A 23,502-nucleotide genomic window follows, 5' to 3' on the forward strand; every position below is an offset into this window, starting at 1 on the left:
GGCAGCGGTGGTTACCCTCCCGGCATGGTCGACACCGCCACCGCCCGCAACATCGCCTTCCGGCTCGAGCCCGTGCACGGGTTCATCTACTTCGCCCCGGAGGCCGCCCTGGCCTACGAGGAGCTCGGCCTCGACGGCCAGGACGGCTACTTCGCCTCGCGGTCGGCGGCCATGGGCCGGGTGGGTGCCGAGGTGGTCATCGCCACCTTCTTCAACTTCAAGCCCGAGCTGGTCCACCGGGCCCTCCCGTCGGCCTGGGACAAGACGACCCCCGAGGCGGTGCTCGCCGCCCGGCTCCAGGGCGCCGACCAGGCGCTGCGCCGCATGCTCGGCGACGCCGTCGACCACCCGGACCTGGCCGAGTCCGCCGTCCTCGCCCGGCGCGCCGCCGAGGCCGGGGACCCGTCGGGCCGGCCGATCTTCGCGGCCCACGCCGCCCTGCCGTGGCCGGAGGAGCCCCACCTCCAGCTGTTCCACGCCGTCACCCTGCTGCGCGAGCACCGCGGCGACGGCCACGTCGCCGCCCTCACCCTCGAGGGCTACGACGCCGTCGAGGCGCTCGTGACCCACCTCGCAGCCGGGGAGATCGCCCTGCCGGCCTCGCTGCTCCAGGCCACCCGCGGGTGGAGCGACGACGAGTGGGAGGCCGGCCAGGAGCGCCTGCGGGTGAAGGGCCACCTCGACCAGGCGGGCGCGCTCTCGCTCACCGACGCCGGTCGCCGGGCCCGGGACCGGGTGGAGGCCATGACCGACGCCGCCGCGCTGGCGCCGTGGAGCGCCCTCGGCGACGACGACGTTGCTCGCCTGAAGGCCATCTCGGCGCCCTTCACCAAGGTGGTGGCCAAGGCGATGTTCGGGCGCTGACCGCTTAGGCGACCTTTCGGACACCGGCGGTACGGTCGGCCCCGCAGGGATCCGAAGGCTGGCTCCCGGGAGACGAAGCCATGATGAACAACCTCAAGACCGCCGTGATCCTCGCCACCATCGGTGGCCTCATGATCGTGGTCGGTGGCGCCATCGGCGGCACCGGCGGCGCCGCCATCGGCATGGGCATCGGGTTGGTCTTCGTGGGCGGCTCCTACTGGTTCAGCGACAAGCTGGCCATCAAGTCGGCCAAGGCCGTCGAGGTGAGCGAGGCGCAGATGCCCCGCTACCACGCCATCGTCGCCGACCTCTGCCAGCGGGCCGACATGCCGATGCCGCGCCTGTACGTCTCGCCGGACCCGCAGCCCAACGCCTTCGCCACCGGCCGCAGCCCGAACCACGCCGCGGTGTGCGTGAACCAGGGGATCCTCGACATCCTCTCCTGGGAGGAGCTGCAGGGCGTCCTGGCCCACGAGATCAGCCACGTACGCAACCGCGACATCCTGATCAGCTCGGTGGCCGCCTCGGTGGCCATGGGCATCACCTTCCTGGCGCGCATGGCCATGTGGGGCGCCATGTTCGGCGGCGGCGGTCGAGACCGCAACGACAACGTGCTCGGCACCCTGGCGCTGGCCATCCTGGCCCCGGTCGCCGCCACGTTCCTGCAGATGGCGCTGAGCCGCAACCGGGAGTACGAGGCCGATCGGCGCGGCGCCAAGCTCCTCGGCACGGGCGAGCCCCTGGCCCGAGCGCTCGAGAAGCTGGACCGGGGCGTCCGCCAGGTGGCCCCGTCGGTGAACCCGGCCCAGGCCACCGCCTACATCGCCAACCCCTTCTCCGGCCAGCGCGGCCAGCTGGCCCGCTTCACCGCCAGCCACCCGCCGATGGAGGACCGCATCGCCCGACTGCGCTCCGGCGAGTGGCAGCACTAGGACTGCGGTGAGCGGGTAGTCCCCGCCCACCGCAAGGTCCGGGTCGTCAGGGATCCCGCCCCCCGACGACCTGTTGAGGAGGTGCCTCGTCTCGCAAGGGACGGGGCACCTTCGCGCTCCGCCTGCCCTCGCCGGCGGACGGGGTCCTCGCCGCGGAGCTGGTGCGACGAGCGCGCCTAGTCGCGGAAGTTGTTGAACTGGAGCGGGACGCCGAAGTCCTCGGCCTTGAGCGCCGAGATGACGCCCTGGAGGTCGTCGCGCTTCTTGCCGTTGACCCGGAGCGACTCGCCCTGGGTCTGCGACTGGATGCCCTTCAGGCCCAGGGCCTTGATGAACTTGTTCAGCTCGCGGGCCTTGTCGGAGGAGATGCCGGCCTGGATGGCGGCGGTCTGGCGCACCGTCATGCCGGATGCCTCCTCGACCTTGCCGTAGTCGAGGATCTTCAGCGAGACCTTGCGCTTGACCAGCTTCTCCTCGAGCAGCGTGCGCAGGGCGACGAGCCGATCCTCCGACGCCGTCGCCAGCTTGATCTCGGTCTCGCCGAGGTCGATCGACGAGCCCGTGCCCTTGAAGTCGTAGCGGTTGGTGAGCTCCCGCACCGCCTGGTCCACCGCGTTGCGGACCTCCTGCATGTCGACCTCGGACACCACATCGAAGCTGGCCATGGGTCCGAGGGTACAGGGGGCGCCGACCGCGCTTCGGGTTCGGCGCGGCGGAGGTGACTTGCTATCGTCTCTGTCTCCTGGGTCGGTGCCCGAGTGGCCAAAGGGAACGGGCTGTAAACCCGTCGGCTTCTGCCTACGTTGGTTCAAATCCAACTCGGCCCACGTGGAGGTGAGCCCCGCCGGTCTCGGCGGGGCTCGTCCGCGTCGTGACCGCCGTTCAGCCCGGCCGTGCGGTCGGGCGCCGGCGTCGGAGCACCAGTCCCACCACCGCCAGCCCAGCGGCCGTCGCCACCGAGGTCGCCACGCCGGCGCCCAGGCCCTCGACCTCGTACCGGAGCTCCACCCGGTGGCGGCCGGCCGGGACCGGCACCGCCACCAGCAGGCCGTAGGCCGACCGCAGGCGGACGGGTCGGCCGTCGACGGTCGCCCGCCAGCCGGCGGCGCTCGACTCGCTGATCACCAGCAGCTGGGGGGCCGAGGAGTGGGTCGTGGCGCGGAGGTGGCCGTCGGCGGGGCGCCTGATGGCCACCTCCGCGGTCGCGGGCGGCAGGCGCACGCTGCTGCACGAGAGCTGCGGGACGACGCCGGTGGGGACCGACGCAGGCTCGGCCAGCCATCCTTCGGCGCGCCGGGCGCCGGTCGACCCGGACCCAACCGGTGTCGCCGACCGGCGCAAGGGGCCCGAGCGCCGCCAGGCGGCGGGCGGCCGGGCTGCCCCGCCGGGCCGTGATCGTCGACACCCGGAGCAGGTCGAGCACGCCGGCGTTGGCGGGCGCGAGCAGGCAGGACCGGGCGCTCACCTGGCCGTAGAAGTCCATGCCGAGGGCATCGAGGTACCGCTGGGGTGCCAGCGAGTCGTAGCCGTTCGCGCTCCGCGCCCCGGACAGGCCGGTGAGCGGGGCCCGCGGGAAGAACCGGTCGGGCTCGTCGTCGTAGCTCCCGATGGCCAGGTAGCGCGTGGTGCCGCCGGGGCTGGGCGCCACGAGGTCGCGGGCGGTGCCGGCGTCGCGAGCCGTCGCCAGCTCGCTCGACGGGACCCTGACGATGGGCGTCGAGAGGCCCGTGAGGACGACGAGGTCGAGGGCCACGACCGCGACGACGGCCGAGCCAGCCAGCCGCGTCCACCTCCCGCCCATCGCGGCGACGCCGGCGAACGTGGCCACCGCGAGGGCGACGGGCAGGACGAGGCCGGTGGCCGAGCGGTGCTCGACCTGGAGGCCGCCGAGCACGGCGCCGGCGGCGAGGGCGTAGGCCGCGGTGGCAGCGCCGCACCAGCGTCGGATGGCGGCCCGCTCGGCGGCGGTGCCGCGGCGCAGCGTGCGCAGGGTGTGGCCGGCGAGCAGCGCCGCGAGGAGCTCGGGCACCAACCAGTAGCGGTTCCAGAGGCGGAACCGGGAGAAGGGGGGAAGCTGGTGCACGACGTGGCCGAGCGGCGGGACGAGCGGTGACAGGGCGGCGACCACCACGATCCCGGAGACCACGATGGCCGGGAGGATCCACCGCTCCCGGCGCCACGACGGCACGGCGCCGACGGCCAGGACGAGCACGGCGGCGCCGAGGTAGGGGAACGACGCGCCGGCCACCTGCAGCGGCAGCGTCCCCGACAGGTGGCCGCCGCCGCTCGCGAACGGGAACAGCGTGTAGACGAGCTGGCTCCCGCTGAGGGACAGGCCGGTGGCCTCGTCGTAGGAGTACGAGCCGCGCGAGGTGCTCGAGAGGAGGGCGAGGCTCGGGAGCAGCTGGAAGGCGCTGAGCCCGGCGCCGGCGGCCAGCCCGAGCGCGGCGTGCAGGAGCGGGCGCCACCGCTGCACGGTCGACGAGCACGCCCGCACCACCGCCCAGCCTCCTGCGGCGAGCCCCGTCGCGACCACCATCTGCTGGTGGCCGGCGAGCACCGCGAGGGCCGTGGCGAGGGCGACCAGCACCACGCCGCGGAACCGGCGGCCGGGGGCCTGGGCGATCTCGACGCCGAGGACGGCCCAGGGCAGCCACGCGACCGACGAGAGCATGGCGGGGTGGGAGAGCTCCGACCAGCGGTAGGGCCCGAGGCCGACCGCCAGGCCGACGAGGGCTGCCGCGGCGCGGTCGCGCAGGATCCGGTCGGCGAGCAGGTAGCAGCCGACGGCGGAGATGGCGAGGCTGGCGACCAGGCCGAGGTTGTAGCCGAGGGCGTTCGGCAGGGCCACGAGGAGCAGGTTCAGCGGATAGGCGATGCCGAAGTGCGCCACCGCGAACAGCGGCATGCCGCCGAACTCCACGCCGGTCCAGGCAGGGAGGCGCCCGCTGCGGAGCGCCTCGGCGCCGATCAGCTTGCCGGGCAGGTCCTGGACCCAGGCATCGGCCGGTGCGATCGGGCCGCCGAAGAGGTGGGGCAACAGCACCACCACCGGCACCGCGACGAGGAGGCCCATGGCCACCACCTCGCGACGCCGCGTGGTCGACCCCGACCCCGACGATCGTCGACGGTCCATCCGAGCTCCCCCTCCCGGACGCTGCCAGCCCTGGCGTCCGGGCGGCGACGCTACCGCCCGGAGCAGCGCGGGTGCCCGGCTCAGCCCACGACCACGAGCTCGTGGGCGGCGCGCGACGCCGCCAGGTAGACCTCCGACGGGTCCATGCCCTGGGTGTCGACGACGACGGCGTCGTACTCGACGCCCTTGTGGCTCCAGGTGTCCTCGACGGTGATGACGGCCACGTTCTCCCACCGGGAGCGGAGGTCCGCCTCTGCCGCGGCCACCACCTCTGGGGCCGGCTCGGGCTCGCCGACGGCGACGCCGGTGGGGCGGATGCCCACCAGCTCCACCGCGTCGATCCCGTGGTCGGCGGCGTGGTCGTTGAGCCACCGGGCGATCTCCGCCGACATCCGGTACGCCGTGGTCATCTCGGCGGTGGGCACGCCGAGCAGCTCGGCCGCCGCCCGCAGCCCCAGGCCGTTGGGGTTGGACCGCTGGGCGTCGTCGCCCACCAGGCTGAGCCCGGTGGAGCGGCGCTGCACGGCGCGCAGCTGGAGCAGCGTGAGGTCCTGGGCCTCGTCGACGATCACGTGGCCGTAGGTGGCGGGGACCCCCTCGAACCGGGCCCGCACCTCGTCGGCCAGCGCGCCGTCGGCCTTCACGGCCAACCAGGCGTCGACGAGGTCGGCATCGGCGCCGAGCGCCTCGAGCACGGCGCGGTTGCGGAGCCGGCGCACGGCCTGGGCGGAGGTGACGGCCGGCCAGACGTCGACCGCCGCCCTCGACACCTCGCCGGGCTTGAGGCCGTGCCGGTTGGCGAGCATGGCGACGAAGGCCTTGCGCTGGTCCCGGTAGGGGATGGCCCGGCCTCGGATGCGGGCCACCGCCTCGGTCACCTCGTCGAGCCGGATCCGCTTGAGGCCGACCTTGATCTCGGCCGGCGTGCACAGGCTGTCGACGAACCGGTCGAGCAGCGGCAGCCACCGCTCGTCGCTGCCGGCCGCGGTGGAGGGCCCGAGCAGCCGGTCGAAGGTGGTCTGCACGATCCGGGCCTCGCCGAGCGTGGGCAGGACCGCGGAGACGAAGCGCAGGAACTTGTCGCTGGGACCGACCACCAGGATGCGCCCGGCGGTGAGGCGCGTGTCGTTGTAGACGAGCCAGGCGGCGCGGTGCAGGCCGACCACCGTCTTGCCGGTTCCGGGACCGCCGCGGAGGACCAGCTTGGCGGTGGGGTCGAGCCGCACCAGCTCGTCCTGCTCGGATTGCAGCGTGGCCACCGCGGCGCGCATCTCGGTGCCTCGGCTGCGCGACAGCTCACCGAGGAGCGGTGAGGACCCCGCCACCTCGCCGGTGGCGAAGTCCTCCACGAACAGGTCGGCGATGGAGCCCACGTAGGTGACGCGGCGCTCCAGGCCCATCGGCTCGTCGAAGCGGGCGCGGTAGAAGCCGCCGGCGAACGGCGCCCGCCAGTCGATGACGAGCTGCTCGCCCTCGAGGTCGATCCCGTAGAGCCCCACCCGCCACGGCTGGTCGTCGTCGATGCGGCCGAACACCACCAGCTCCTGCTGGAACTTGGCGATGGTGCCGCGCACGACGGCGTCGATGTACTCGTCGGCGAGGGCGTCGGCGCCGCCGCCGGAGATGGTGGCCAGCGAGCCGAGCTTGCGCTCGACCGCGGCGCGGGCGCGCTCGAGGGCCGCTCGCTCGGTGGGCAGGTCGACGGGCGCGCCGGAGCGCGCCGAGCTCGTGGAAGGGGGCACCGGTGCTCCAGCGTTGGGGCGGCTCGACGGGGCCGAGCACCGTACTGCGCCGCCACCCGCTTGACCAGAGGTGTCCGTCAGGTCCGGGCCAGGTGGGCGGATCGTCCAGCTTTCCGTCGCTTCGCTGCGCGAAGTGCCCTAGCTTTCGCCGGGTCGGGGGCGACGACCACCAGGAGGACCCACGTGCGCACACGTCGGACATGCACCGCGCTGGCCGCAGCAGCGGTGATCGCCGCCGGCCTCGCCGGCACCACCACCACCGGCTCGGCCGGGGCCCAGCCGGATCGGGTGGCCAAGGCCTCCGGGCCCGCCGCCAGCTACGTCGTGCTGGCCTCCAGCACGGACCAGCTCGCCGCCGCCCGCCAGGCCGCCACCGCTGCCGGCGGCACGGTGGTCGAGCAGGACGCCGCCATCGGCACCCTCACCGTGCGGGCGCCGGGGCAGGGCTACATCGCCGCCCTCCGGGGCAAGGCGGGCATCGCCGGCGTGGCCCAGGACCGGGCCATCGCCGCCAGCCCGGGCGTGGCGCCGAACAAGGACCTGGTGGAGCGCGAGTCGGCGCAGCCCGCCGGCCGCTCGGCCCGGCCACAGGGCACGGGCAAGGGGAGCGGCGGTGGGTCGGCCAAGCCGAAGGGCACCGACACCCTCGAGCCGCTGCAGTGGGACATGAAGATGATCCACGCCGACGCGGCCCGCAAGGTCGACCCCGGCTCGTCGCAGGTCCTCGTCGGCATCATCGACACCGGCATCGACGCCTCCAACCCGGACCTGGCGCCGAACTTCGACGCCGGCCGCTCGCGGAACTTCACCACCGACATCCCCGAGATCGACGGCCCGTGCGAGGTCGCCAGCTGCGTCGATCCCAACGACGTCGACGACGGCGCCCACGGCACCCACGTGGCGGGCACCGTCGCCGGCGCCGCCAACGGCACCGGGATCGTCGGCGTGGCCCCCGGGGTGAAGCTGGTCAACGTCCGGGCCGGCCAGGACAGCGGGTACTTCTTCCTGGCCCCCACCCTCGACGCCCTCACCTACAGCGCCGACATCGGCATCGACGTGGTCAACATGTCGTTCTACGTCGACCCGTGGCTCTACAACTGCCGGTCCAACCCGGCCGACTCGCCCGACGCGCAGTACGAGCAGCGCACGATCATCACGGCCGTCAACCGGGCGCTGGAGTACGCGCACCGCAAGGGCGTCACGCTCATCAGCGCCTCGGGCAACGAGAACACCGACCTCGGCAAGCCGGGCCTGGACCCGAGCAGCCCCGACTACCCCGAGGGCACCGCGTACGACCGGCAGATCGACAACGACGACTGCCTGTCGATGCCGTCGGAGGGCAGCCACGTCCTCAACGTCAACGCCGTGGGGCCGAGCACCAAGAAGGCCGACTACTCCAACTACGGCCTCGAGCAGACGTGGGTGGCCGCCCCGGGCGGCTGGTACCGCGACGGCTTCGGCACCGACACGTTCCAGACCGACGGCAACCTGATCCTGTCGAGCTACCCGAAGCACGTCCTCCAGGAGGAGGGCTCCGTCGACGCTGACGGCAACGTGGTCGAGGGCTTCGAGGGCAGCGTCTTCAAGGACTGCACCAAGGCCGGGGCCTGCGGCTACTACACGTACCTGCAGGGCACCTCGATGGCCGCTCCCCACGCCACCGGCGTGGCCGCCCTGGCCGTGTCGCGGTTCGGCACGAGAGACCGCCGCAACGGCGGGCTCACCCTGAACCCGGACCTCACCGCTGCGGTGCTGGCCCTCTCGGCCACCCCTCACGCCTGCCCGAACCCCCGGCTCCAGAGCTACGCCCGAGAGGGCCGCGACGCCACCTTCGACGCCCTCTGCGAGGGCGGCACCCGGTTCAACGGCTTCTACGGCTGGGGCATCATCGACGCCGCTCGGACGGTGGGGGCGAAGGTCCGCTGATCGGCGGGACCGGGAACCGTTCCGGGCCCACCTCTGCGCACGGCCGCGCCGAGCCCCTTTCGGTTCCCATTCCCAGTTGGAGGTGACCAGGTCCGAGGCCTTTTTCGGATCGGGAACGCTCCGGCCTTGACCCGCAGGTGGCCGGCCCCCATGGTGGGGCCGGCCGCCTGCTCGGGTGGCCACGAGGAGCGCAGATGGCCCACGACCACGACCACGGCGCCGCCGCCCTTCGGGCCGGCGCCCGCCACCAGGGCCGGCTCTTCGCCGCCTTCGGCCTGCTCTTCGTGTTCATGGTGGTCGAGGTGGTGGTCGGGCTGGCCTCCGGCTCGCTGGCCCTCCTGTCCGATGCCGGCCACATGGTCACCGACGTCCTGGGGCTGGGCATGGCGCTGGCCGCCATCCGCCTGGCGTCTCGGGGGAGCCGCGCCCGGCACCGCACGTTCGGCCTGTACCGGCTGGAGATCCTCGCCGCCCTGGCCAACGCCGTGCTGCTGTTCGGCGTCGCCATCTACGTGCTGGTGGAGGCGGTGGGCCGCCTGAGCGACGCGCCGGACGTGGCCGACCGCCAGGTGCTGGTGGTGGCGGTCCTGGGCCTCGGCGCCAACCTGGTGGCGTTCGTGCTCCTGCGGGGCGGTGCCGCCGAGAGCATCAACGTCGAGGGGGCCTACCTCGAGGTCCTCTCCGACACGCTCGGCTCCCTGGGGGTGATCGTCGCCGCCATCGTGATGGGGGTGACCGGCTGGTGGTGGGTGGACCCGCTCGTCGGCGTGGGCATCGGGCTGTTCATCCTGCCCCGGACCTGGCGACTGGGCAGCCAGGCCGTGCGGATCCTGGTGCAGGCCTCCCCGCCTGGCACCGACCTCGACGCCGTCGACGCCGACCTGCGGGCCATCGAAGGCGTGGTCGACGTGCACGACCTGCACGTGTGGACGCTCACCTCGGAGATGGACGTGGCCTCCGCCCACCTCATGATCGGCGACGGGACCGACGGCCACGCGGTGCTCGACCGGGCCCAGGCGCTGCTGCGCACGAGCTACGGCATCGACCACGCCACCCTCCAGGTCGAGCCGTCGAGCCACGAGGGCTGCGACGACCTCACCTGGTGAGCTCAGACCGCGAGCTCGCTGGCCTGGCGGGCGTCTCGGGGGACCGTCTGCGGTTCGACGAGGGCGACCTCGCCGGTGAGGGCCTCGAGGCGGGCCCAGCTGGCCACCTCCTCCTGGTCGGTGAGGAGGATGACCTGCGGTGAGCCGGCCGTGCGGGACAGGAGCTCGAGGAGCGAGAGCTTGGTGGATGCCGGCACGTCGGTGAACGGGTCGTCCAGGATGAGCGGGAAGCTCTCGCCGCTCGAGCCGAGGGTGCGCAGGCGGGTGAGGTGGGCCACCACCGCATGGGCGATGTCGGCGGTCTCCTCGTCCAGCTCCGGGGCCGTGGACGACACCTGGCCCAGCGAGCGGAGCTGGCGGCGCAGGCGGGCCGTGGCCTCGATGTCGTCGTGGTGGGCCATGGCCCACTCGACGCTCACGTCGCCCGCCAGGCGGGTCCAGTTGACCGCGGCGCTGCGGTGGTCCTCGGCGACGGCGATCAGCCGGCGGCGCTGCTCGGTGCCGCTGAACATCCCGTCCACCCGCTGCACCACGAAGCCGAGGTAGGAGTCGGCGCCCGCTGCGGCGAGCGCCGTGGTCTCGGACCGCTGGGCGGCCTCGACACGGGCCCGGTAGAGGAAGGTGAGCAGGATCGTCACCAGGCCGATCGCCAGGATCGGCACCGCCTTGGCCGGGTCGACCAGCGTGACCGGCAGGGCGGCGAGCAACGAGGCCGCCGACACGATCGCCGTGCTGCGGCGCAGGCGCAGGAGCTGCTCGAGCGCCTGCTCCAGCTGCTGGTGGCGCTTCTCGATCTTGGCGACGACCTCGGCGTCCTCGATCGAGAGGTCGATGCCGTCGTTCAGGGCCTCGAGCTCGTCGTCGGTGATGCGGACCCGCGCCGCGGTCGACCACAGCTCGGTCTGGTCGAGCTCGGCCAGCCGGTTGACGATCTCGTCGCGCTGGGTGTCGGCCGCCAGCTTCGACCGGTCGAGGTGGAGCATGGTGCGGGCCCGGCGGGGGTCGATCCCGTGGTGCGCGAGCAGGTCGATGCGGCCGTCGGGGGAGCGGAACTCGTCGCTGACGTCCCGGCCCTCGTCCACCTCGATGACCCGGTGCGAGCCGCCCGTTGGGCGGAACACGGCGAGGTGGCGGCCCTCGTCGTCGGCCAGCTCCAGGTGCACGCCGGAGCGGGTGCTGCCCAGGCCGCCGATCAGCTCGTCGACCAGGCCGGAGCGGACGCGGCCGTCGACGCCGGCGACCACGGTCAACCGGGGGTGCAGGGCGAGCGAGACGGTGCTCTGGTCGGCTTCGATGACGAGACGGGTGAACCGCACCCCCCCTACATCGGCACCGCTCCGCCCGACTTGAGCCGACGGTGGGCCCGATGGCCCACCCGCGAGGCTGCGACCTGCACGTCGTCGCCGCCTGCGGACCGGGCGGCCGGGCGGGCGGATCTCGCTTTCGTGCCGGCGGCAGGTGCTCGCTATGATCACCAGCCGGTATCCGCCGCCCTTCGGGGAGGCAGGTCCAAGCCTCCTTAGCTCAGTCGGCAGAGCGCTTCCATGGTAAGGAAGAGGTCGTGGGTTCGATTCCCACAGGAGGCTCGCAAAGCCAGATCCTGGCGGCGTAGCTCAGTTGGTCAGAGCACTCGGCTCATAATCGAGTTGTCACCGGTTCGAACCCGGTCGCCGCTACCAACACCACCGACGCCCCACCCCCGCGGGTGGGTCGTTGCCATGTAGGAACCCCGCACACCAGAAACCTCGCAAGGAGCAAGCCATGGGCAAGGAGAAGTTCGAGCGGAACAAGCCGCACCTGAACATCGGCACGATGGGTCACATCGACCATGGCAAGACGACGCTGACGGCGGCGATCACGAAGACGTTGCACGATGCGGATCCGACGACGGCGTTCACGCCGTTCGACATGATCGACAAGGCTCCTGAGGAGCGTCAGCGTGGGATCACGATCAACATCTCGCACGTGGAGTACGAGACGGCGAACCGTCACTACGCGCACGTCGACATGCCGGGTCACGCGGATTACATCAAGAACATGATCACGGGTGCGGCGCAGGTGGATGGGGCGATCTTGGTGGTGGCGGCCACCGATGGTCCGATGCCCCAGACGCGTGAGCACGTGCTGTTGGCTCGTCAGGTGGGTGTGCCGTCGATCGTGGTGGCGTTGAACAAGGTCGACATGGTCGATGATGACGAGCTGCTCGAGCTGGTCGAGATGGAGGTCCGCGAGCTGCTGACCGAGTACGAGTTCCCGGGTGATGACACGCCGGTGGTCCGGGTTTCGGCGTTGAAGGCGCTGGAGGGTGATGCGGCTGCGGCGGCGCAGGTGCTGGAGCTGATGTCGGAGGTGGATGCGTTCGTGCCGGAGCCGGTGCGTGACGTGGACAAGCCGTTCTTGATGCCGATCGAGGACGTGTTCTCGATCACGGGTCGTGGGACGGTGGTGACCGGCAAGGTCGAGCAGGGTGTGGTCCACACCGGTGACGAGGTCGAGATCGTGGGGATCAAGGCCACGCAGAAGACGACGTGCACGGGTGTGGAGATGTTCCGGAAGCTGCTCGATGAGGGCCAGGCCGGGGACAACATCGGTGCGTTGCTGCGGGGCACGAAGAAGGAGGAGGTGGAGCGGGGTCAGGTGCTGTGCAAGCCGGGCAGCATCACGCCGCACACGAACTTCGAGGGTGAGGTGTACGTGTTGACCAAGGAGGAGGGTGGCCGTCACAAGCCGTTCTTCGGGAACTACCGGCCGCAGTTCTTCTTCCGCACGACGGATGTGACGGGCACGGTGTCGCTGCCGGAGGGCACCGAGATGTGCATGCCGGGTGACAACACGCAGATGACGGTGGAGCTGATCAACCCGATCGCCATGGACGAGGGTCTGCGCTTCGCCATCCGTGAGGGTGGTCGCACCGTCGGCGCCGGCCGCGTCACCAAGATCATCAAGTAGTCCCGCCGGGGTCCCCGGGCCGGCCGTCGTGCCGGCTCGGGGACGACGGCACCAGCGTTGCCCGGGCCCGGCCCGGATCCTTGACAACCGAACCACCGCACTGCACGAGGGAAGACTGGCCATGGCCGACAACAGCAAGATCCGCATCCGCCTCAAGGCGTACGACCACGAGGTCATCGACCAGAGCACCCAGAAGATCGTGGAGACGGTGGTTCGGACGGGCGCTTCGGTCCGCGGGCCCATCCCGCTGCCCACCGACAAGCACCGCTACACGGTGATCCGGTCGCCGCACAAGTACAAGGACTCCCGCGAGCACTTCGAGATGCGGGTCCACAAGCGGCTCCTCGACATCGTCGAGCCCACGGCCAAGACGGTGGACTCGCTCCAGCGCCTCGACCTGCCGGCCGGCGTCGACATCGAGATCAAGATCCAGCAGCCCTGACCGGCGGCCGCCTGCGGGCGGATCCGAACGAGGCAGAGCACGAAGCAGGCGCCCTCCGGGGCGCCTGCTTCGCGCCCGGGGCCGGGGGCGTGCTTTGCTGGAGCCCTCCCCCGACGCCGCACTGCACACCCCAGGAGCAACCCCATGACCGCCGCAGACGTGAACGGCCTCACCCTCGAGTACGAGGTCCACGGCCCCGCTGACGGCGTGGCCGTGCTGCTGGTGATGGGCCTCGGCACGCAGCTCATCGCCTGGCCGGTCAGCTTCATCGAGCGGCTGGTGGCCGAGGGCCACCGGGTGGTCGCCTTCGACAACCGCGACGTGGGTGGGTCCACCCACCTCGACGACCACCAGCCTCCGGGCCTCGGCCAGCTGGCGGCGGCCCTCCTGGCCGGTCGCAAGGCCAAGGCGCCCTACGGCATCGAGGACTTCGCCGACGACGCCGCCGCCCTGCTCGACCACCTCGGCATCGACCGGGCCCACGTGGTGGGCGCGTCGATGGGCGGGATGATCTCCCAGGAGCTCGCCATCCGGCACCCCGAGCGGGTGCTGAGCCTCACCTCGATCATGTCCAACACGGGCGCCCGCCTGAAGGGCCGCATGTCGCCGAAGCTGCTGCCGACCTTCCTCAAGGCCCGCCGCTCCGACAGCCGCGACCCCGCGGACGCCCTCATGGTCTCCCGCCTGATCGCCGGGCCCCACTTCGACGAGCAGGCGGCGCTCGAGGTGCACGAGCTGTCCGCCAGCCGAGAGCCCTCGGCCACCGCAGCGGCCGACGGGCTGGCCCGCCAGACCCTGGCGGTGCTCACCACCCGGGACCGCACCGCCGACCTGGCCCGCCTGCAGCTACCGGTGCTGGTGATCCACGGCCTGCTCGACCTGCTGGTGCGCCCCTCGGGCGGCATCGCCACGGCACGGGCCGTGCCGGGCGCCCGCCTGGTGATGTACCCGGACATGGCCCACGACGTCCCGGACGTGCGGATCCCGGAGATGGCCGACGAGGTGCTGGAGAACTTCGCCCGAGCCACCGCCAAGGTGCCGGCGCCCGCCTGAGCGGCGCAGCCGGCACCCGGCTCAGCCGGCCAGCGGCAGGCGGGCCTTGCGGCCCCGGGTGACCAGCACGATGGCGGCGCCGGCGCCCGCCGCCGCGGTGGCCGCCGCGATGCCGCCCAGGTAGGCGACCTTGCGGCCGGTGAGCGTCGCCCGCACGGCGCTGCGCTCGCCGGCGGCCTCGAGGTGGGCGAGGACGTCACCGAGCAGGCCGGGCGGCGGCGGTGCCACCTCGGCGCGCAGGGCGTGCATGGCCCGGAGGAGCTTGCGGTACTGCGCCAGCTCGGCCTGGCAGCGCAGGCAGCGCTCGACGTGGCGCCGCTCGGTGCGGTCGAGGCGGGTGCTGCCGTCGATGACGCCGGCGAGCGATTCGGTCACGGTCTCACACTGCACGGGCCTGCTCCTCGACGTCGTCGTCGATGTCGTCCTCGCCTCGCAGCGGGAACACCTGGGTGCGCAACTTCCGGCGGGCCCGGTGGAGCCGGACCTTGGCCGCCGATTCGGAGATGCCGAGCTCGTCGGCGATCTCGGCGTGGTTGAGGTCGTAGATGTCGCGGAGGACCACCACGGCCCGGAGGCGGGGCGGGAGGTCGGCGATGGCCACCTCGAGCCGCTCGCGCAGCAGCGTGGCGTCGGCGACGGCGACCGGGTCGTGTTCGGGGTGCAGGTCGGGCACGGCTACCTCCTCGTCGAGCTCGTCGTGTCGGTGGCGCCGCCGCTTCCCGAGGTGGGTGGAGGCGCAGTTGGCGGTGATGCGGTAGAGCCAGGTGGTGAACTGCGCGTCGCCCCGGAACTTCTTGATCGACCGGAACGCCCGCAGGTACGCCTCCTGGACCACGTCCCGGGCGTCCTCGTCGTCGGAGACCAGGCGGCGGGCCAAGGCGTAGGTGTCGGCGTGGGTGCGCCGGACCAGCTCCTCGAAGGCCACGTGGTCCCCGTCGCGCGCCGCCTCGACCAGCTGGTCGAGGTCGGCCGAGGCCGGGTCGTGGAGCAACATCGCCCGGTCCGACCCGCCGCCCGGCAGCAGCGTTACCTCCGGGGCCCCGGCTCGGGGGGCGTCGCCGTCCGGACCTTCGTCGCTGGGCGGTCCCGTCGGGTGCTCGGTCACCCGCACAGGCTGCCACGGACGGGTGTCGGCCCGGAGGTCGGCGGCCGGTCCGGGGTCGGCGGCGGGCCGCTTGGCCGATCGCCCGCGACCCCGGCTAAGGTGGCACGCCGAGCATGAACCCCGAGGGCAGTAGCTCAACTGGCAGAGCACCGGTCTCCAAAACCGAAGGTTGTGGGTTCGAGTCCCTCCTGCCCTGCTCCACCCGATGTCGACGAAATGCGCCGAGGCTGGCCGATGGCGATGAACCGAGAGACCAAGCGGCTGATGCAGCGCCAAGGTCAGCTGTCCGAGGACGGCTCACCGAAGGCCACGCGTCGCCCCGCCCCATCCCCCAACGCTCCTCGTGAGCCGCGGACGAAGCCGCGCCAGTTCGCGCGAGAGGTGAACGCGGAGCTCCGCAAGGTGGCCTGGCCCACCCGGCGCGAGACCATGAACCTCTCGGTCATCGTCCTGATCTTCCTGGTCCTCATGACGGCGCTGATCGCCGGCTTCGACTTCGGCTTCTCCAAGGCCGTCCTCTTCATCGTCGACCAGTGACCCCTGCCGGCCCGCCGGCAACCCTCTCGCCCACCACGGTGCCCCTTTCATGAGCCTCAACGAACCCACCACGCCCACCTCCGACGAGGCCACCGGCATCGTCGCCGACCAGGTCGACGTGTCGCTCGAGCCCGCCGAGGTCATCTCCGAGGAGACCGCAGCGGCCGACGCCGCCCCCGTCACCGACGACGGGCCGGTCGTCGTCGACCCCGAGACCGGGGAGATCCTGGCGCCCGCCGCCGAGGGCGATGCCGCGGTCGATGCCGAGGACCTGCTCGTCGAGGTCGCCAAGGTCGAGAGCCCGGCGGACCGGCCCGGCAAGTGGTTCGTGGTGCACACGCAGTCGGGCTACGAGAAGAAGGTCAAGCAGAACCTCGAGGCCCGCACCTCGTCCATGAACATGGAGGGCCGCATCCATGAGGTGGTCATCCCCATGGAAGAGGTCGTCGAGTTCAAGAACGGCAAGAAGGTCGTCGTCGAGAAGAAGATGTTCCCGGGCTACCTGCTCGTGCGCTGCCACCTCGACGACGACTCCTGGTACGTCATCCGCAACACCCCCGGCGTGACCGGCTTCGTCGGCCAGGGCACCAAGCCCTCGCCGCTGCGCCGCAAAGAGGTCGAGACGTTCCTGACCGTGAAGGTCGAGGGCGAGGAGGCACCGGTGCGCAAGGGCCGCCCCCGCCTGGAGTACGAGCTGCACGAGACCGTCCGGGTCAAGGAAGGCCCGTTCGCCGACTTCAGCGGCGAGATCGTCGAGATCAACGAGGACCAGCTCAAGGTCAAGGTCCTCGTCAACATCTTCGGTCGTGAGACGCCCGTGGAGCTCGAAGTTCTCCCAGGTGGCGAAGCTCTAGCTCGCCCTCCGCCGGCCCTCGAGCGCCGGCGGGCCCATCCGCCACTTGGCACCGCAGGGGCACCCGCCCCTACGCTGTCCCGTCCACGAGATTTCTAGGAGCAGGTCACCATGGCCAAGAAAAAGGTCGCGGCCGTCGTCAAGATCCAGATCCCCGCGGGGCAGGCCACCCCCGCCCCGCCCGTCGGCACCGCACTCGGTCCGCACGGTGTGGCGATCATGGACTTCTGCAAGGCCTACAACGCCCAGACCGAGGCCCAGCGCGGGACCATCATCCCCGTCGAGATCACGGTGTTCGAGGATCGCTCGTTCACGTTCGTGACCAAGACCCCGCCGGCCCCGGTGCTGCTCCGTGAGGCCGCCGGCGTGGCCAAGGCGTCGCAGAACCCCGGCAAGGAGGTGGCCGGCTCGGTCACCGCCGCCCAGATCGAGGAGATCGCCAAGATCAAGCTCCCCGACCTGAACGCCATCGACCTCGAGGGCGCCAAGAAGCAGATCGAGGGCACCGCCCGCTCGATGGGCCTCACCGTCAAGTAGCACCACCGTTCTTCCCCGCCCCGCAGCCGCGGGACGGGTCATCGGCTCGACCGGGACCACCTCGCCCGGCGGCCTTACCAGTGAGGGAGCCAGACATGGCGAAGGGCAAGAAGTACTCCAACGCGACCAAGCGATACGACAACGACGCGCTGCACGGCGTGAACGAGTCGCTGACCCTGGTCAAGAGCCTGGCCTCGGCCAAGTTCGACGAGACCGTCGAGCTGGTCGTGCGCCTCGGGGTGGACCCCCGCAAGGCCGACCAGATGGTGCGTGGCACCGTGGCCCTCCCGCAGGGCACCGGCAAGGACGTCCGCATCGCGGTGTTCGCCCAGGGCGACGCCGCCGTGGCGGCCCGTGAGGCCGGCGCCGACATCGTCGGCTCCGACGACCTCGCCGCCGAGGTCGAGGGCGGCATGCTCGACTTCGACCTGGCCATCGCCACCCCGGACCAGATGCCGGTCGTCGGCCGCCTCGGCCGGGTGCTCGGCCCCCGTGGCCTCATGCCCAACCCCAAGACCGGCACCGTCACCACCGACGTGGCCCGCGCCGTCGCCGAGTTCAAGGGCGGCAAGGTCGAGTACCGCACCGACCGCTACGGCAACGTGCACGTGCCGCTGGGCAAGGCCAGCTTCGAGCCGGCCGCCCTGGAGGAGAACTTCCGGGCCGTCCTCGACGAGCTGCAGCGGGCCAAGCCCGCCTCGGCCAAGGGCCGCTACCTCAAGAAGATCTCGGTCTCGTCCACCATGGGCCCCGGCATCAAGGTCGATCAGAACCGCCTCCGCCCGGACCTCGAGGTCTGAGCGGACCGCTCGCTGGAGCCGCTCCCCGCCGTCCGCCTCCGGGCGGCGACGGGGAGCGCGTTTCGCCGAACGGGTGGGTGCGCCGCTAGCGTCCCACCCGCAACTGCACACGCCGAAGACCTCCGGTGCGCCTTCCAGCGCTGAAAGGGCCCCCGGGCCCGCCAGATGAGGCGGACGAACTTCGTCTGACTCTGTGGGGTGTTCGCCGTGTGCGAACACCCTGTTCGCATTTTGAACCCAACACAGAAACGGAAGGAGGTGCCCATGGAGAACCCCAGGCCTGAAAAGGTCGCAGTCGTCGACGAGGTCCGAGCCAAGTTCGAAGCCGCCGACGCCGCAGTGCTCACCGAGTACCGGGGGCTCAACGTGGCAGCCACCGCCGAGCTCCGCAGCGCACTTCGCGCCGCGGGCGGCGAGTACAAGGTCTACAAGAACACCCTGGTGCGCTTCGCCGCCCGGGACCTGGGCTTGGACATCGAGGACCTGCTGACCGGCCCCACGGCCATCGCCTTCGTCCAGGGTGACCCCGTCACCGTGGCCAAGGCCCTGCGTGACTTCGCCAAGACCAACCCGGCGCTGGTCATCAAGGGTGGCCTGCTCGGCGACAAGACCCTCACCGAGGACGGCGTCAAGGCCCTGGCCGACGTCGAGCCCCGAGAGGTGCTGCTCGCCAAGTTCGCCGGAGCGCTCGCTGCCCCCATGCAGCAGTTCGCCGGCCTCCTGCAGGCGCTGCCCCGCGACTTCGCCTACGGCCTCAAGGCCCTCATCGACATCGGTGGCGCCCCCGGCGCCCCGGCCGACGCCCCGGCGCCGGCAGCCGAGGAGGCCCCCGCCGCCGACGAGACCCCCGCTGCCGAGGCTGACGCCCCGGCCGACGAGACCCCGGTCGCCGAGGCTGACGCCCCGGCCGCCGACACCGACACCGAAACCGACCCGGCCGATGCTTCGGCCGACACCGCACAGGAGAGCTGAACATGGCCACCCAAGAAGACATCCTCGAATCCATCGCCAACCTCTCGGTCCTCGAGCTCTCCGAGCTCCTGAAGGCCTTCGAAGAGAAGTTCGGCGTCACCGCGGCCGCTCCGGTGGCCGTGGCCGGCCCCGGCGGGGGCGGCGCTGCCGCTGCCGAAGAGGTCGAAGAGCAGGACGAGTTCGACGTCGTCCTCATCGCCGCCGGCGAGAAGAAGATCAACGTCATCAAGGAGGTGCGTGCCCTCACCAGCCTCGGTCTCAAGGAGGCCAAGGACCTGGTGGACAACGCCCCGAAGCCGATCCTCGAGAAGGCCTCGAAGGACGACGCCAACAAGGCCAAGGACGCCCTCGAGGCGGCTGGCGCCACCGTCGAGCTCAAGTAGCACGGCGCGGGCTCCACGCCCGCACGCAGTCCGGACCGGCCGTCGCTCCCCTCGGGGGCGGCGGCCGGTCCGCGTCCGGGCACGGCCGTCCGGGCGGAGCTAGGCCCGGGCGATGGCGAAGCTCACGTCGGTCCCGTCGAGGGTGCCGGCGATGGGCTCGCTGCCGTCGACGTAGAGGACCTCGGTGGCCAGCACGCTGTCGGCCAGGGTGCCCTGGTGGGCCTCGACCATGGCCCGCTGCTCGGGCGGGAGCGAGAGGGTGAGGCTGATGCGGTCGGTGACGTCGAGGCCGGTGTCCTTGCGGGCCTGCTGCACCATGCGCACCAGGTCCCGGGCCACGCCCTCGGCGTGCAGCTCCGGGGTGACGGTGGTGTCGAGCGCCACCACCAGGCCGGTGTCGACCATGCGGCCTTCGGGGTCGACGTAGCGCACCGGGGCGGTGGCGACGTCGGGCGCGGTCTGGAGGGCCAGCTCGTACTCGCCGTCGAGGAGCTGGTGGCCGCCGACGACCACCGAGCCGTCGTCGGCCCGGGACCAGTCGCCGGCCTTGGCCGCCTTGAGGACCGCTTGGACCTCCTTGCCCAGCCGCGGGCCGAGGGCCCGGGGGTTGGGCCGGACGACCTCGGTGCCGTAGGCGGTGCGGTCGTCGGAGGTGGGCACGGCCTTCACGTTGAGCTCCTGGGAGATCAGGGCGGTGAAGGGCTCGAGGGCGGCGGCGTGCTCGCCGGCGATGGCCAGCGACTGCAGCGGGAGCCGGCTGCGGAGCTTGTGGTCCTCCCGCAGGCCGAGGCCCGTGGAGCAGACGGCCCGGACCTCGTCCATGGCCCGGACCAGGTCGGGGTCGGCGGGCAGGTCGTCGGCCGCCGGCCAGTCGGCCAGGTGGACGGACCGCTCGCCGGTGAGGCCGGTGTGGATCTCCTCGGCCAGCATCGGCAGCAGCGGGGCGACGAGCTTCGAGACCGTGACCAGCACGGTGTAGAGCGTGTCGAAGGCGTCGGCCTTGTCGGCGGCGGTGCCCTCGCTCGCGGCGTCGACCGCGCCGGGGGCCCAGAACCGCTCGCGGCTGCGGCGGATGTACCAGTTGTTGAGCGCGTCGAGGTAGGAGGTCACCTGGTTGCAGGCGCCCGCCAGGTCGTAGTCGTCCATGGCGGCGGTGACCGCCTCCACGAGGGTACGGGTCTTGGCCAGGAGGTAGCGATCGAGCTGGCCGCCGGCATCGGTGCGGTAGCGGGCCTGGTAGCCGTCGGCGTTGGCGTACAGCGTGAAGAAGTGGAAGGCGTTCCAGATCGGGTTGAGGACCAGCCGCACCATGTCGGTGATGCCGGAGCCGTCCTCGGCGATCTTGAGGTCGCCGCCTCGGAGGATCGGCGAGCTCATGAGGTACCAGCGCAGGGCGTCGGACCCGATGGTCTCCATGACCTCTTCGGGGTCCGGGTAGTTGCGCAGCTTCTTCGAGAGCTTGCGGCCCTCGGCGTCGAGCACCACGCCGTGGCAGTTGACGTTCGTGAACGCCGGGCGGTCGAAGAGCGCCACCGACAGCACGTGCAGCGTGTAGAACCAGCCGCGCGTCTGGGCGATGTACTCGACGATGTAGTCCGCCGGCGCGTGGGTGTCGAACCAGTCCTTGTTCTCGAACGGGTAGTGCACCTGGGCGAACGGCATCGAGCCGGAGTCGAACCAGCAGTCGAGCACCTCCGGCACCCGGCGCATGGTGCTCTTCCCGGTGGGGTCGTCCGGGTTGGGGCGGGTGAGGTCGTCGATGAAGGGCCGGTGCAGGTCGGTGGGGCGCACGCCGAAGTCGGCCTCGAGCTCGTCGAGGCTGCCGTAGACGTCGGTCCGCGGGTGCTCGGGATCGTCGCTCTGCCAGATGGGGATGGGCGAGCCCCAGAAGCGGTTGCGGCTGATCGACCAGTCGTGGGCGCCGGCCAGCCACTTGCCGAAGGCCCCGTCCTTCACGTGGCCGGGGATCCAGTTGATGGCCTGGTTGTGCTCGAGCAGGTCGTCGGTGAGCTCGCTCACGCGGACGTACCAGGACGACATGGCGCGGTAGATGATCGGCGTGTCGGTGCGCCAGCAGTGGGGGTAGTTGTGGTCGTAGGTCTCGTGCCGCAGCACGCGGCCCTCGCCCTTGAGGTGGCGGATGACGTCGGGGTTGGCCTCGAAGACGTTCACCCCGGCCCACGGCGGGACCTCCTCGGTGAACTGGCCCTTCTCGTCGACCGGCACCACCAGCGGGATGCCGGCGGCGTTGCACACCCGCTGGTCGTCCTCGCCGAAGCCCGGGGCCAGGTGGACGACGCCGGTGCCCTCGGCGGTGTCGAGGAAGTCGCCGGCGAGCACGCGGAAGCTGTCGGGGTTGTCGGCGAAGAACGGGAAGAGCGGCGCGTAGGTCCGACCCACGAGGTCGGCGCCCTTGCGGGTGCCCACCACGGTGGCCTCGCCGAGCTCGGCGGCGTAGTGGGCCAGGGTCTCCTGGCCGAGGACGTAGAAGGCGCCGTCGTGCTCGACCACGGCGTAGTCGAGGTCGGGGCCCACGGCGAGGGCCAGGTTCGACGGCAGGGTCCAGGGCGTGGTGGTCCAGGCGAGGATCTGCAGCGGCCCCGGGTCGCCCTCGACGGGGTCGAGGTCGAAGGCCACGGTGAGCGCGGGGTCCTGGCGGGGTCGGGTGGCGTCGTCGAGGCGGATCTCGAAGTTCGACAGCGGCGTCTCGGCGCCCCAGCTGTAGGGCAGCACGCGGTAGGCCTCGTAGATGAGGCCCTTGTCCCACAGCTGCTTGAACGCCCAGATGACGCTCTCCATGTAGGAGGCGTCCATGGTCTTGTAGTCGTCGGTGAAGTCCACCCACCGGGCCTGCCGGTTGACGTAGCGCTCCCACTCGGCGGTGTAGCGGAGCACCGAGGTGCGGCACGCCTCGTTGAACTTGTCGATGCCGTACTCGTTGATGGCCTTGTGGCCGGCGATGCCGAGCTCCTGCTCCACGGCCATCTCCGCCGGCAGCCCGTGGGTGTCCCAGCCGAAGCGGCGGCTCACGCGGTGGCCCCGCATGGTCTGGTACCGCGGGACCACGTCCTTGACGTACCCGGTGAGCAGGTGGCCGTAGTGGGGGAGGCCGTTGGCGAAGGGCGGGCCGTCGTAGAAGACGTACTCGTCGTCGGCCGGCCGGGCCTCGACCGAGGCCTCGAAGGTGCGGTCCGCCGCCCAGCGCTCGATGATCGCCCGCTCGATCGCCGGGTAGTCGGCGCGGCTGGGGACCTTCGGGTACGGGGGCTGGCCGTCGTTGCTCACGGTCGCCGAGCCTACCGACCACCCCCAACCCGTCCCCCAGCCGTTCGGCTCGACCGGCCCGGCTCCGGGCCCTGCGGCGCCGGCCGGTCGAGGAGCGGCCGGCGCGGCGCGAGGATGGGGCGTGCGCCACGCCCGGTTCGACGTCGCCAGCCTCGCCATCGAGCAGGTCGCCGTGCCCCTCCGGGCCGCCTACCTGCTGGTGGCCGAGACCGACGGCACCGACGTGCCGCAGTGGGAGCTGGTGGCCTACGCCCTGGAGCCGGCGCCGATCGCCCAGGGCCGCTACCAGGTCGACGTCACGGCGCTCGACGGTCGCCGCTTCACCGGCGAGGCGGCGCTGGTGCGCTCGGTCGACGGGGCCCACGTCCTCCGCGGCACCGGCGCCCTCGACGGCGTGCTCGACGACGACCTGGCCTGAGCCCCGAGGCGGTCAGAACAGGCTGACCATGAAGGTGGGCACCGAGCCCACGAGGACCAGCACCGCCACGATCCAGGCCCACGGCAGCCAGCCGATGGCCGCCCAGGTCCGGCCGAGGCGCTCGGGCGTGAAGGGCACCAGCAGGGCGTGGCGGTCCTCGTCGGGCTGGGCCTGGCCGATCACGGTGCTGGCCAAGCGGGCCAGGGTGACGCCCTGGCGGAACCGCCCCCGTCGACCCTGGGCCTCCGGCGTGCCGGCCAGGGGCGGGCGGCCGCTGCGCAGCAGCGAGAGCCGGGTGGCCAGCGATTCGAGCTCGGCGCTGTGGTGCACCCGGCCCACCAGGTCCCGGGCCTGGGCGGCGACCTCCCGGGGGTGGCCGGCGGCGTGGGCGAGGGCCTTGGTGCGACGCGCCACGTAGCGGGGGGAGCGCGATCGCCGGCAGGCACAGGACCGCCACCACCA

22 protein-coding genes and 4 tRNA genes are annotated in these 23,502 nt (G+C 72.0%); 18 read left to right on the forward strand and 8 right to left on the reverse strand.

From position 1 onward, the window contains the following. Positions 1 to 24 precede the first annotated feature (24 nt). A complete protein-coding gene (locus tag KSP35_RS18030) occupies positions 25 to 864 on the forward strand; it encodes a hypothetical protein (protein WP_216997176.1) in 840 nt (279 codons plus the stop codon). A gap of 80 nt (positions 865 to 944) precedes the next feature. Next, positions 945 to 1,796 (forward strand): zinc metalloprotease HtpX, encoded by an 852-nt coding sequence (locus KSP35_RS18035; RefSeq protein ID WP_216997177.1) that lies wholly within the window; start codon positions 945 to 947, stop codon positions 1,794 to 1,796. A gap of 176 nt (positions 1,797 to 1,972) precedes the next feature. Here KSP35_RS18035 and KSP35_RS18040 read toward each other — a convergent pair whose 3' ends face one another. After that, positions 1,973 to 2,461 carry a YajQ family cyclic di-GMP-binding protein gene (locus tag KSP35_RS18040; protein ID WP_216997178.1) on the reverse strand — a complete coding sequence of 163 codons (489 nt, stop codon included), beginning with the start codon at positions 2,459 to 2,461 and terminating at the stop codon, positions 1,973 to 1,975. A 79-nt stretch (positions 2,462 to 2,540) separates the two neighbouring features. Here KSP35_RS18040 and KSP35_RS18045 point away from each other — a divergent pair. Then, positions 2,541 to 2,623, forward strand: a tRNA-Tyr gene (locus KSP35_RS18045). A 55-nt stretch (positions 2,624 to 2,678) separates the two neighbouring features. Here the strand turns inward: KSP35_RS18045 and KSP35_RS26125 are convergent. Further along, on the reverse strand, positions 2,679 to 3,017 hold the full coding sequence (locus tag KSP35_RS26125) for a YfhO family protein (RefSeq protein ID WP_371748992.1): 339 nt from the start codon (positions 3,015 to 3,017) through the stop codon (positions 2,679 to 2,681). Between the two features lie 1,995 nt (positions 3,018 to 5,012). Then, a complete protein-coding gene (locus tag KSP35_RS18055; protein WP_216997179.1) occupies positions 5,013 to 6,674 on the reverse strand; it encodes an AAA family ATPase in 1,662 nt (553 codons plus the stop codon). Positions 6,675 to 6,857: 183 nt separating this feature from the next. Between KSP35_RS18055 and KSP35_RS18060 the strand changes: the two genes are divergently transcribed. Continuing rightward, entirely contained in the window at positions 6,858 to 8,600 is a 1,743-nt protein-coding gene (locus KSP35_RS18060; protein WP_216997180.1) for a S8 family serine peptidase, read from the forward strand. A 194-nt stretch (positions 8,601 to 8,794) separates the two neighbouring features. Continuing rightward, positions 8,795 to 9,706, forward strand: a complete 912-nt coding sequence (locus KSP35_RS18065) for a cation diffusion facilitator family transporter (RefSeq protein ID WP_216997181.1) — start codon at positions 8,795 to 8,797, stop codon at positions 9,704 to 9,706. 2 nt (positions 9,707 to 9,708) lie between these two features. On the opposite strand, the gene KSP35_RS18070 is transcribed toward KSP35_RS18065, so the two are convergent. After that, a complete protein-coding gene (locus KSP35_RS18070) occupies positions 9,709 to 11,022 on the reverse strand; it encodes a hypothetical protein (protein WP_216997182.1) in 1,314 nt (437 codons plus the stop codon). A 197-nt stretch (positions 11,023 to 11,219) separates the two neighbouring features. Between KSP35_RS18070 and KSP35_RS18075 the strand changes: the two genes are divergently transcribed. From KSP35_RS18075 to KSP35_RS18095, 5 genes are all read left to right on the forward strand, one after another. Then, a tRNA-Thr gene (locus KSP35_RS18075) sits at positions 11,220 to 11,292 on the forward strand. A gap of 16 nt (positions 11,293 to 11,308) precedes the next feature. Next, positions 11,309 to 11,385: transfer RNA gene (locus tag KSP35_RS18080), tRNA-Met, on the forward strand. 82 nt (positions 11,386 to 11,467) lie between these two features. Then, positions 11,468 to 12,655 (forward strand): elongation factor Tu, encoded by a 1,188-nt coding sequence (gene tuf / locus KSP35_RS18085; RefSeq protein ID WP_216997183.1) that lies wholly within the window; start codon positions 11,468 to 11,470, stop codon positions 12,653 to 12,655. A 121-nt stretch (positions 12,656 to 12,776) separates the two neighbouring features. Next, entirely contained in the window at positions 12,777 to 13,097 is a 321-nt protein-coding gene (gene rpsJ / locus KSP35_RS18090; protein ID WP_216997184.1) for a 30S ribosomal protein S10, read from the forward strand. 144 nt (positions 13,098 to 13,241) lie between these two features. Beyond that, positions 13,242 to 14,150, forward strand: a complete 909-nt coding sequence (locus KSP35_RS18095) for an alpha/beta fold hydrolase (protein WP_216997185.1) — start codon at positions 13,242 to 13,244, stop codon at positions 14,148 to 14,150. 21 nt (positions 14,151 to 14,171) lie between these two features. On the opposite strand, the gene KSP35_RS18100 is transcribed toward KSP35_RS18095, so the two are convergent. Together KSP35_RS18100 and KSP35_RS18105 are read right to left on the reverse strand one after the other, a co-directional pair. Further along, positions 14,172 to 14,540: an anti-sigma factor gene (locus KSP35_RS18100; protein WP_216997186.1), complete on the reverse strand. Its 369-nt coding sequence runs from the start codon at positions 14,538 to 14,540 to the stop codon at positions 14,172 to 14,174. Further along, positions 14,530 to 15,144, reverse strand: a complete 615-nt coding sequence (locus KSP35_RS18105; protein WP_216997187.1) for an RNA polymerase sigma factor — start codon at positions 15,142 to 15,144, stop codon at positions 14,530 to 14,532. The genes KSP35_RS18100 and KSP35_RS18105 overlap by 11 nt, the downstream gene beginning before the upstream one ends. Positions 15,145 to 15,378: 234 nt before the next feature. Here KSP35_RS18105 and KSP35_RS18110 point away from each other — a divergent pair. The 7 genes from KSP35_RS18110 to rplL all read left to right on the forward strand — a co-directional run bounded on the left by KSP35_RS18110 (position 15,379) and on the right by rplL (position 19,337). Continuing rightward, positions 15,379 to 15,451, forward strand: a tRNA-Trp gene (locus KSP35_RS18110). Between the two features lie 185 nt (positions 15,452 to 15,636). Beyond that, positions 15,637 to 15,792, forward strand: coding sequence for a preprotein translocase subunit SecE (gene secE / locus KSP35_RS26130; protein ID WP_216997188.1), 156 nt, complete (start codon positions 15,637 to 15,639; stop codon positions 15,790 to 15,792). A 49-nt stretch (positions 15,793 to 15,841) separates the two neighbouring features. Next, entirely contained in the window at positions 15,842 to 16,744 is a 903-nt protein-coding gene (nusG, locus tag KSP35_RS18120) for a transcription termination/antitermination protein NusG (protein WP_216997189.1), read from the forward strand. Between the two features lie 12 nt (positions 16,745 to 16,756). Beyond that, on the forward strand, positions 16,757 to 17,182 hold the full coding sequence (gene rplK / locus KSP35_RS18125) for a 50S ribosomal protein L11 (protein ID WP_216997190.1): 426 nt from the start codon (positions 16,757 to 16,759) through the stop codon (positions 17,180 to 17,182). Positions 17,183 to 17,277: 95 nt separating this feature from the next. Further along, the gene (gene rplA / locus KSP35_RS18130) at positions 17,278 to 17,982 is read left to right on the forward strand and encodes a 50S ribosomal protein L1 (protein ID WP_216997191.1); all 705 of its coding nucleotides are present in this window, start codon (positions 17,278 to 17,280) and stop codon (positions 17,980 to 17,982) included. Positions 17,983 to 18,246: 264 nt separating this feature from the next. Then, positions 18,247 to 18,954, forward strand: coding sequence for a 50S ribosomal protein L10 (gene rplJ / locus KSP35_RS18135; RefSeq protein WP_216997192.1), 708 nt, complete (start codon positions 18,247 to 18,249; stop codon positions 18,952 to 18,954). 2 nt (positions 18,955 to 18,956) lie between these two features. After that, on the forward strand, positions 18,957 to 19,337 hold the full coding sequence (gene rplL, locus KSP35_RS18140) for a 50S ribosomal protein L7/L12 (RefSeq protein ID WP_254126839.1): 381 nt from the start codon (positions 18,957 to 18,959) through the stop codon (positions 19,335 to 19,337). Between the two features lie 99 nt (positions 19,338 to 19,436). Here rplL and ileS read toward each other — a convergent pair whose 3' ends face one another. Next, positions 19,437 to 22,622: an isoleucine--tRNA ligase gene (gene ileS / locus KSP35_RS18145; RefSeq protein ID WP_254126840.1), complete on the reverse strand. Its 3,186-nt coding sequence runs from the start codon at positions 22,620 to 22,622 to the stop codon at positions 19,437 to 19,439. A gap of 121 nt (positions 22,623 to 22,743) precedes the next feature. On the opposite strand from ileS, the gene KSP35_RS18150 reads away from it, so the two are divergent. Further along, positions 22,744 to 23,040: a hypothetical protein gene (locus KSP35_RS18150; protein WP_216997194.1), complete on the forward strand. Its 297-nt coding sequence runs from the start codon at positions 22,744 to 22,746 to the stop codon at positions 23,038 to 23,040. 12 nt (positions 23,041 to 23,052) lie between these two features. Here the strand turns inward: KSP35_RS18150 and KSP35_RS18155 are convergent, their stop codons facing one another. Next, positions 23,053 to 23,454, reverse strand: coding sequence for a hypothetical protein (locus KSP35_RS18155; protein ID WP_216997195.1), 402 nt, complete (start codon positions 23,452 to 23,454; stop codon positions 23,053 to 23,055). Positions 23,455 to 23,502: the final 48 nt, after the last annotated feature.

Origin of the sequence: Aquihabitans sp. G128, from assembly GCF_019048865.1 — a bacterium.
Classification (GTDB): domain Bacteria; phylum Actinomycetota; class Acidimicrobiia; order Acidimicrobiales; family Iamiaceae; genus Aquihabitans.

Bases quoted from the DNA above. Each gene is read 5' to 3' on its own strand.
- rplA (WP_216997191.1), top strand. From the start codon at position 17,278: ATGGCGAAGGGCAAGAAGTACTCCAACGCGACCAAGCGATACGACAAC.
- KSP35_RS18040 (WP_216997178.1), bottom strand. From the start codon at position 2,461: ATGGCCAGCTTCGATGTGGTGTCCGAGGTCGACATGCAGGAGGTCCGC.
- tuf (WP_216997183.1), top strand. From the start codon at position 11,468: ATGGGCAAGGAGAAGTTCGAGCGGAACAAGCCGCACCTGAACATCGGC.
- rplL (WP_254126839.1), top strand. From the start codon at position 18,957: ATGGCCACCCAAGAAGACATCCTCGAATCCATCGCCAACCTCTCGGTC.
- KSP35_RS18035 (WP_216997177.1), top strand. From the start codon at position 945: ATGATGAACAACCTCAAGACCGCCGTGATCCTCGCCACCATCGGTGGC.
- rplK (WP_216997190.1), top strand. From the start codon at position 16,757: ATGGCCAAGAAAAAGGTCGCGGCCGTCGTCAAGATCCAGATCCCCGCG.
- KSP35_RS18030 (WP_216997176.1), top strand. From the start codon at position 25: ATGGTCGACACCGCCACCGCCCGCAACATCGCCTTCCGGCTCGAGCCC.
- rpsJ (WP_216997184.1), top strand. From the start codon at position 12,777: ATGGCCGACAACAGCAAGATCCGCATCCGCCTCAAGGCGTACGACCAC.
- KSP35_RS18065 (WP_216997181.1), top strand. From the start codon at position 8,795: ATGGCCCACGACCACGACCACGGCGCCGCCGCCCTTCGGGCCGGCGCC.
- KSP35_RS18105 (WP_216997187.1), bottom strand. From the start codon at position 15,144: ATGTTGCTCCACGACCCGGCCTCGGCCGACCTCGACCAGCTGGTCGAG.
- rplJ (WP_216997192.1), top strand. From the start codon at position 18,247: ATGGAGAACCCCAGGCCTGAAAAGGTCGCAGTCGTCGACGAGGTCCGA.
- KSP35_RS18095 (WP_216997185.1), top strand. From the start codon at position 13,242: ATGACCGCCGCAGACGTGAACGGCCTCACCCTCGAGTACGAGGTCCAC.
- nusG (WP_216997189.1), top strand. From the start codon at position 15,842: ATGAGCCTCAACGAACCCACCACGCCCACCTCCGACGAGGCCACCGGC.